Consider the following 7,210-nt stretch of genomic DNA (forward strand, 5'->3'; position numbering starts at 1 on the left):
AGCCTGCTCGCGATGCGGACACCTCGATCTGACTGTAATGTCGAGGCGATTCCAATCGCGAGCAGGCTCGCTCCCACATGAGCCCGCTTCCGCAAGGGCTATGCAAGCCTCACCGGCCTACGAGTTTCCAAGGATATGACCATGTCCCAAGAACGTCGCTACAGCTTCGAGTTCTTCCCGACGAAGACCGATGCTGGGCATGAAAAACTGATTGCCACTGCCCGACAGCTGGCAGGCTACAACCCTGATTTTTTCTCCTGCACCTACGGCGCCGGCGGTTCGACCCGTGACCGCACGATGAATACCGTGCTGCAGCTTGAAAGCGAAGTCAAAGTCCCGGCCGCTCCGCACCTGTCCTGCGTGGGCGATAGCAAGGATGACCTGCGCAGCCTGCTGACCCAGTACCAGGCCGCCGGCATCAAGCGTATCGTCGCCCTGCGCGGTGACCTGCCCTCGGGCATGGGCATGGCCAGTGGTGAACTGCGCCACGCCAACGAGCTGGTGGAATTCATTCGCCAGGAAACCGGCGAGCACTTCCACATTGAAATTGCCGCGTATCCGGAAATGCACCCCCAGGCACGCAATTTCGAAGACGACCTCGGTAACTTCGTGCGCAAGACCAACGCCGGTGCCAATAGCGCGATCACCCAGTATTTCTTCAACGCCGACAGCTACTTCTACTTCGTCGAGCGCGTGCGCAAGTTGGGTGTCGACATTCCGGTGGTGCCGGGCATCATGCCGATCACCAACTACAGCAAGCTGGCACGCTTTTCCGACGCCTGCGGCGCGGAAATCCCGCGCTGGATCCGCAAGCAACTGGAAGCCTACGGCGACGACACGGCCAGCATCCAGCGCTTCGGCGAAGAGGTCATCACGCAAATGTGCGAGCGACTGTTGCAAGGTGGCGCGCCGGGTCTGCACTTCTACACGTTGAACCAGGCCGAGCCTAGCCTCGCGGTGTGGAACAACCTCAAGCTGCCGCGCTAGGCACTTCCCGAAGCGCCGGTACGCAAAGGCCCTGGTGAAAACCCGGGCCTTTTTCATGCGCCTTGCAGGCAAAGGGCAACCAACCCGCGAGCCAGAGCGCTCTAGCTATTTGATGAGCTCTCATCGTAACCTCAGGCAATGCCCGTCTTTGCCCAACTCCTGACCGCCCTTCTACTCCTGTGCCTGAGCGTTTGCGCTCGGGCCGAGAAGCTGCGCATCGTTACCGAACCCTGGGCGCCCTATGTCTATGAGGAGAACGGCAAGGCCCTGGGTCTGGACTACGAAACTACCGCCATAGTGTTCAAGCGCCTGGGCGTTGACGTCGAATGGCAGTTCCTGCCATGGAAGCGTTGCCTGGCGATGCTGGAACAGGGGCTGGCAGACGGGGCGCTGGATATCTTCCGCAGCGACGAGCGCGACTCCCTGCTGCTCTACCCGAGCGAACCGCTGTCGGACGTCGAGTTCGTGATGTTCTACGCCAACGCCCGGCCCCATCCGTTTCGCACGCTCGATGAGCTCGACGGAGTGACCGTCGGCACGTCTCCGGGTTATCTATACAGCCAGGCGTTCAGGGAGTCGACCCGATTCAAGCGGGAAACGGCGCCCACCCACGAAGCCAATTTCGGCAAGTTGCAGTTGGGCCGGATCGACCTGCTTATCACCGATCGCCGAGTGGGCCGGCATGTGCTCAAGGCGCTGCAGCTGGGTGAGCAGATCAGCGAAAACCCCACGGTCGTGAGCCGTCAAAGCCAATACCTGGCGGTACGGCGCAGCGCCGGCATGGATTTGCTGGTGCAGCGCTTCGGCGCTGAACTCAAGCGCTTCAAGCGCGAACCGGCCTATGCCGAGCTGAGCGCCCGCTACGGTGCCGACCCGGCCGGCAAGGCGGCATCCCCAGACCCGCTACCCCACTGAAATACACCGTTGAGCAGCAGGAAAGCGGCGCGCGGCGATTGCTCTGTTATACTCGGGCCTTCCCGCCAGGCTCACGCCCGGACGCCCGGTCTTGCAAAAGGCATCCCGACACCGCTACAGCGCAGCTTCCAGCCCGCGCGAGCCTTGTCCGGACCCGTCTTTCAGACCCGGCAGGACCGGACGGGATGACGTCTTCCAATGACTGTCATTTGCGCCAGGCAAGACTATCCCATTGGGCCAGGCCCTCACTAAAAACAGGATTACTCATGTCCTTTGCTTCCCTCGGTCTCTCCGAGGCTTTAGTCGGCGCCATCGAAGCCGCCGGCTACACCCAGCCTACCCCGGTGCAACAGCGGGCCATCCCCGCCGTGTTGCAAGGTCGCGACCTGATGGTTGCCGCGCAGACAGGTACTGGTAAAACCGGCGGATTCGCCCTGCCGATCCTCGAGCGGCTGTTCCCCAACGGTCACCCGGACAAATCCCAGCGTCACGGCCCGCGCCAACCCCGCGTGCTGGTCCTGACCCCAACCCGCGAACTGGCCGCCCAGGTCCACGAGAGCTTCAAGGTCTACGCGCGTGACCTGAAGTTCGTCAGCGCCTGCATCTTCGGCGGCGTCGGCATGAACCCGCAGGTCCAGGCCATGGCCCGTGGCGTCGATGTACTGGTGGCCTGCCCTGGCCGCCTGCTGGACCTGGCCGGTCAGGGCAGCGTCGACTTGTCCCACGTGGAAATCCTCGTGCTGGACGAAGCCGACCGTATGCTCGACATGGGTTTTGTCCATGACGTGAAGAAGGTACTGGCCCGCCTGCCGGCCAAGCGCCAGAACCTGCTGTTCTCGGCGACGTTCTCCAAGGACATCACTGATCTTGCCGGCAAGCTGCTGCACAACCCGGAACGCATCGAAGTCACGCCGCCGAACACCACGGTCGAGCGCATCGAGCAGCGCGTGTTCCGCCTGCCGGCCAGCCACAAGCGTGCCCTGCTGGCCCACCTGATCACCACGGGCGCCTGGGAACAGGTCCTGGTCTTCACCCGCACCAAGCACGGCGCCAACCGCCTGGCCGAATACCTGGACAAGCACGGCCTGCCAGCTGTGGCGATCCACGGCAACAAGAGCCAGAACGCCCGCACCAAGGCCCTGGCCGACTTCAAGGCCGGCGAAGTGCGCATCCTTGTGGCCACCGACATCGCCGCCCGTGGCCTCGATATCGACCAGTTGCCTCACGTGGTCAACTTCGAGCTGCCGAACGTCGATGAAGATTACGTACACCGTATCGGCCGTACCGGCCGGGCCGGTCGTTCGGGCGAAGCGATTTCCCTGGTCGCGCCGGATGAAGAGAAGTTGCTCAAAAGCATCGAGCGCATGACCAAGCAGAAAATTCCTGACGGCGACCTGATGGGCTTTGATGCCAGCACCATCGAGGCCGAGAAGCCTGAAGTGCGTGAGCGTCCGGATGTGCGCAATCCGCGTAATCCTCGTGGGCCACGCGGCGACGGTCCGAATGGCGGCGGCGGTGGCGGCGGTCGTAAGGACAAAGGCAAGGACAAGGGCAAGGAAAAATCGGCCAGCAACAGCAACAGCAACGGTCGTGGCGAACGCCCAGCCCGCGAGCAGAAGCCCCGCGAAGGCACTCCGGCCCGTGAGCAGCAACGCCCGGCCCCGCGCGCCGCAGCGGCCGACCGCGCCCCGGACGAGTTCCTGGATGACGATGTCGATAACTTCGGTAACCGCGTGGACTACGTGCCACAGCAGAAACCGGCCCAGGGTCGCGGTCGCCGTCCGGGCGCCCCGGCACCAGGCGCGGGTGCCGGTGCACCCCGCGGTGGCCAGCCCCAGGGTCGCCAGAACGGACCGCGCAACAGCAACGGCTCGTCCACCGGCACTCCGCCAGGCAAGCGCAGCGGTCCGCGTAATGGCGCCCCACGTGACGGCCAGGCGCGCCGCGAAGAGTCCCGTCCACGCCGCCCGGCCCGTGGTGATGAGCCGCCTCGTCAGGAACCTGCCGTGCAGAACCCGCGTGGCAACCAGCCGAAAATCATGCACAAGGAATCGAAGGTTGATCGCTTCCCGACGCCTGAACAGCTGGACCAATTGCCAAGCCGTCCACGTGGCGAAAAACCGGCGCTGCTGACGCGCAATCGCTGAGTTTTCCAAGCCATGAAAAATGCCTCAGGTCTTGCGACCTGGGGCATTTTTTTATTAAGAGCTGGACCCCTTGTGGGAGCGAGCCTGCTCGCGAAAGCGGTGTCACAACTGACAAGGATGCTGAATGTCACGGCCTCTTCGCGAGCAGGCTCGCTCCCACAGTGGCTTAGTGGTATTCACAAAGCCCTGTGAAGACAAGCTCTCAAAGAATGCTCTGTAATACCGAAATCCGCACAATAAAAAACGCCCCAGGCCGCAAGACCAGGGGCGTTTTTTTGTCAGGCGCGAAGGTTACTTCGCCTTAACACCTTCAAACGTCACGTACAGCTCGACCACGTCGGATTTCGGACCCAGGTCTTTCTGCTTGCCGAAGTCGGAACGCTTGATGGTGGTAGTGCCTTCGAAGCCGGCACGGTAACCACCCCATGGGTCCTTGCCTTCGCCCAGGAAGGTCGCCTTGACCACGACCGGCTTGGTCACGCCCAGCAGGGTCAGGTCACCGGTCACATCGGCGGTGTTTGCGCCGGTGGACTTGACACTGGTGGACACGAAGGTGGCCTTGCCGAATTTGCTGGCGTTCAGGAAGTCGGCGCTGGCGATGTGCTTGTCACGCTCGGCGTGGTTGGTGAACACGCTGGCGGTATTGACGTTGAATTCGATCTTGCTGGCTTCAGGCTTGGCGGCGTCGAAGCTGAACTTGCCGTCGATATCCTTGAAGGTGCCGGTGATGTAGCTGTAGCCCAGGTGGCTGATCTTGAAGTCGACGAAGGCATGCTGGCCTTCCTTGTCGACCACGTAGTCTGCGGCCATGGCCTGGCCGGCGGACAGCAGGGCAGAACCGATTGCCAGGGCGGCGAGCGTCTTTTTCAACATGCTTTCTATTCCTTTGGAGTCGAGGTTGAACATCAGGCTTGGCGCCCCAGCATGCGCTTGAGGGTCGCGTCACGGTCGATAAAGTGGTGCTTCAATGCTGCCAACGCATGGAGGCCGGAAAAAATTACCAGCGCCCATGCCAGGTAGAAGTGGATCTGGCCGGCAACGTCTGCCTGATCGGGCAGTCCGGAGACCAGCGCGGGTACTTCAAACAAACCAAACACCGAGATCCCGACACCGTCTGCGGTGGAAATCAGGTAACCGGCGATCATCACGGCGAACAGCCCGAGATACAGTGCACTATGACCAATCCTGGCGCCGACGCGTGTAAGGCGGCCATAGGTCTCCAGGGTCGGTGGCGGCGGGCTGACGAAACGCCAGATCACTCGAAGCACCATCACCGCCAGCAGCACCAGGCCAATGCTCTTGTGGATGTCCGGCGCATCTTTGCGCCAGGTGCTGTAATAATCCAGCCCGACCATCCACAGGCCCAGCGCGAACAGCCCATACACCGCCAAGGCAACGGCCCAGTGCGAAACGATGCTGACCCAGCCATAGCGAGAAGAAGAGTTGCGTAGCTGCATTGCTCATATCCTGTAAAAACTGTGACCAAGACTAGCGAGTTATCAATCGAATTAAAGCGGAAAATTTCGCTTTGAAATATCGAGAAATACGATCATCAGTCTGGGGCGGGTGCGTTAAGGAAAGATTAAAGCGGATGCGCTGCGTGGTGGCGAGGGGAACCAAGACATCAGCTCGGCCGGAAGGCCTCATCGCGAGCAGGCTCGCTCCAAAAAACGCCTGTTAGGCTATATCTGCTGCCTGCTCGATACCCAAGGAAGAGCAAGCTCGCTTAGATATTTTGCCGTGCAATATATATGTATAGCCATTTTATTTTTGCTGCCTGATTAAATGAGCTCTCAATAAATCATTGAACAAGGTGAACAAAATGGCTGTTCGTTATACCCCTTTTAAAGCTAGCGGCTCGCCGCAACTGCCACCAAATCAAACGATGTGCCCGGGGCAATACCTGAAATCCAGCAACGGGCGGTTCCGATTGTTATTGCAGGCCGATGGGAACTTGGTAATCAAGGACGGCGAGGCAATTGTTTGGACCGCTGGTGACAAACAACCTTACAGCGTCACGTTGTATCCAAAAAAAATGCGTGAGCCTCTACAATTTGTCGTTAGCAACAGCGGCTTTCTTTATGATCCGTCCCGACGGCGTTTATGGATCGCCGAAAGTACCCACAGTGCAGACAAATCTCTTTGGTTCAACACCTGCATGATCATGCAGGACGATGGCAATCTGGTCATTTTTGACAAGCGAACAGGCAACCTCTGCTGGGCCCGCTTTGGCTTCGTCCCGGGACGTTTTTCGAAGCCAAAACGGGTCAAGATCTGGTTCGAGGATGTGGAGGTCTATACTTGGTATTTTTCACTACCACCCCTGTAGCGGTTTACCAAAAATCAAGTATTGGCGCATTCAGGTCTATAAGGATCCATATCGCATCTGTACGACAATTGAGGATCGTGTTTTTTAAGTATCATACGGCCATCTGTACAGCCGCTGCCGAAGAGCATGATCAATAATATTAATGCCGCCACCGGTTTCATATGTTGCTCCAGTTCTACGCGTCTAACGCTTTGAATTATCAATTAACCGAGCACTCAGGCTTGTATGGATCAAAGGTGCATTTGTACGCCAACTGAGGGTCCCGTTCCGGAACCATCGGGATCATCAGGGGATCCCGACATTCACCATACACACACCCGTACAGCGAAACCGATACGACCATTGCCATTAGTATTTTCATACGCGCTCCTGTTTTTCGAGGAGCCTGAACGCATGGCCCGGCGAGCTCTATCGGCTGCTTCCGGTTAAAGGGTGGGAAGTTTCCGATATATCGTCGAGCCCTGTAGGACGTCGGCGTAATGATCGACCCGTGGCGAGGGAGCTTGCTCCCGCTCGGCTGCGAAGCAGTCGTAAACCGGCGGGGGCGGTGTGCCTCCGCATTCGGCAGGATTGGGGCTGCTTCACGGCCCAGCGGGAGCAAGCTCCCTCGCCACGGGTTTATTGATTGCCTTAAGTGAACGGCAGCGTTCTTTCCACCTGACGTTACTGAGCCTTCGTCTCAGTAGTCGCTGCCGGCTTGGCGGCGGGTTTCTTCACTGGCTCAGCCTTTTTCACAGGTGCCTTCGCCGGGGCCTTTTTAGTCGGGGTCTTGGCCGCCGGCTTCTTCGCCGCTGGCTTGGCCGCGGCTTTCTTGGCTGGCTCGGTCTTCGCC

5 protein-coding genes and 1 pseudogene are annotated in these 7,210 nt (G+C 59.7%); 4 read left to right on the forward strand and 2 right to left on the reverse strand.

What is annotated here, in order from left to right:
• Positions 1-141 precede the first annotated feature (141 nt).
• From metF to rhlE2, 3 genes and pseudogenes are all read left to right on the forward strand, one after another.
• Complete coding sequence (gene metF / locus ACE04F_RS20560) at positions 142-987, forward strand: methylenetetrahydrofolate reductase [NAD(P)H] (protein WP_486109532.1); 846 nt, start codon at positions 142-144, stop codon at positions 985-987.
• 138 nt (positions 988-1,125) lie between these two features.
• Positions 1,126-1,937, forward strand: a pseudogene (locus tag ACE04F_RS20565) (substrate-binding periplasmic protein); the annotation flags it as partial.
• A gap of 231 nt (positions 1,938-2,168) precedes the next feature.
• Positions 2,169-4,049 carry an RNA helicase RhlE2 gene (gene rhlE2, locus ACE04F_RS20570; RefSeq protein WP_486109714.1) on the forward strand — a complete coding sequence of 627 codons (1,881 nt, stop codon included), beginning with the start codon at positions 2,169-2,171 and terminating at the stop codon, positions 4,047-4,049.
• A 291-nt stretch (positions 4,050-4,340) separates the two neighbouring features.
• Here rhlE2 and ACE04F_RS20575 read toward each other — a convergent pair whose 3' ends face one another.
• Complete coding sequence (locus ACE04F_RS20575) at positions 4,341-4,922, reverse strand: YceI family protein (RefSeq protein WP_486109534.1); 582 nt, start codon at positions 4,920-4,922, stop codon at positions 4,341-4,343.
• Positions 4,923-4,954: 32 nt separating this feature from the next.
• Positions 4,955-5,506, reverse strand: coding sequence for a cytochrome b (locus tag ACE04F_RS20580; RefSeq protein ID WP_305498213.1), 552 nt, complete (start codon positions 5,504-5,506; stop codon positions 4,955-4,957).
• 365 nt (positions 5,507-5,871) lie between these two features.
• On the opposite strand from ACE04F_RS20580, the gene llpB reads away from it, so the two are divergent.
• Complete coding sequence (gene llpB, locus ACE04F_RS20585) at positions 5,872-6,378, forward strand: lectin-like bacteriocin LlpB (RefSeq protein WP_486109536.1); 507 nt, start codon at positions 5,872-5,874, stop codon at positions 6,376-6,378.
• Positions 6,379-7,210: the final 832 nt, after the last annotated feature.

It is taken from the genome of Pseudomonas sp. AGC41 (assembly GCF_057334555.1).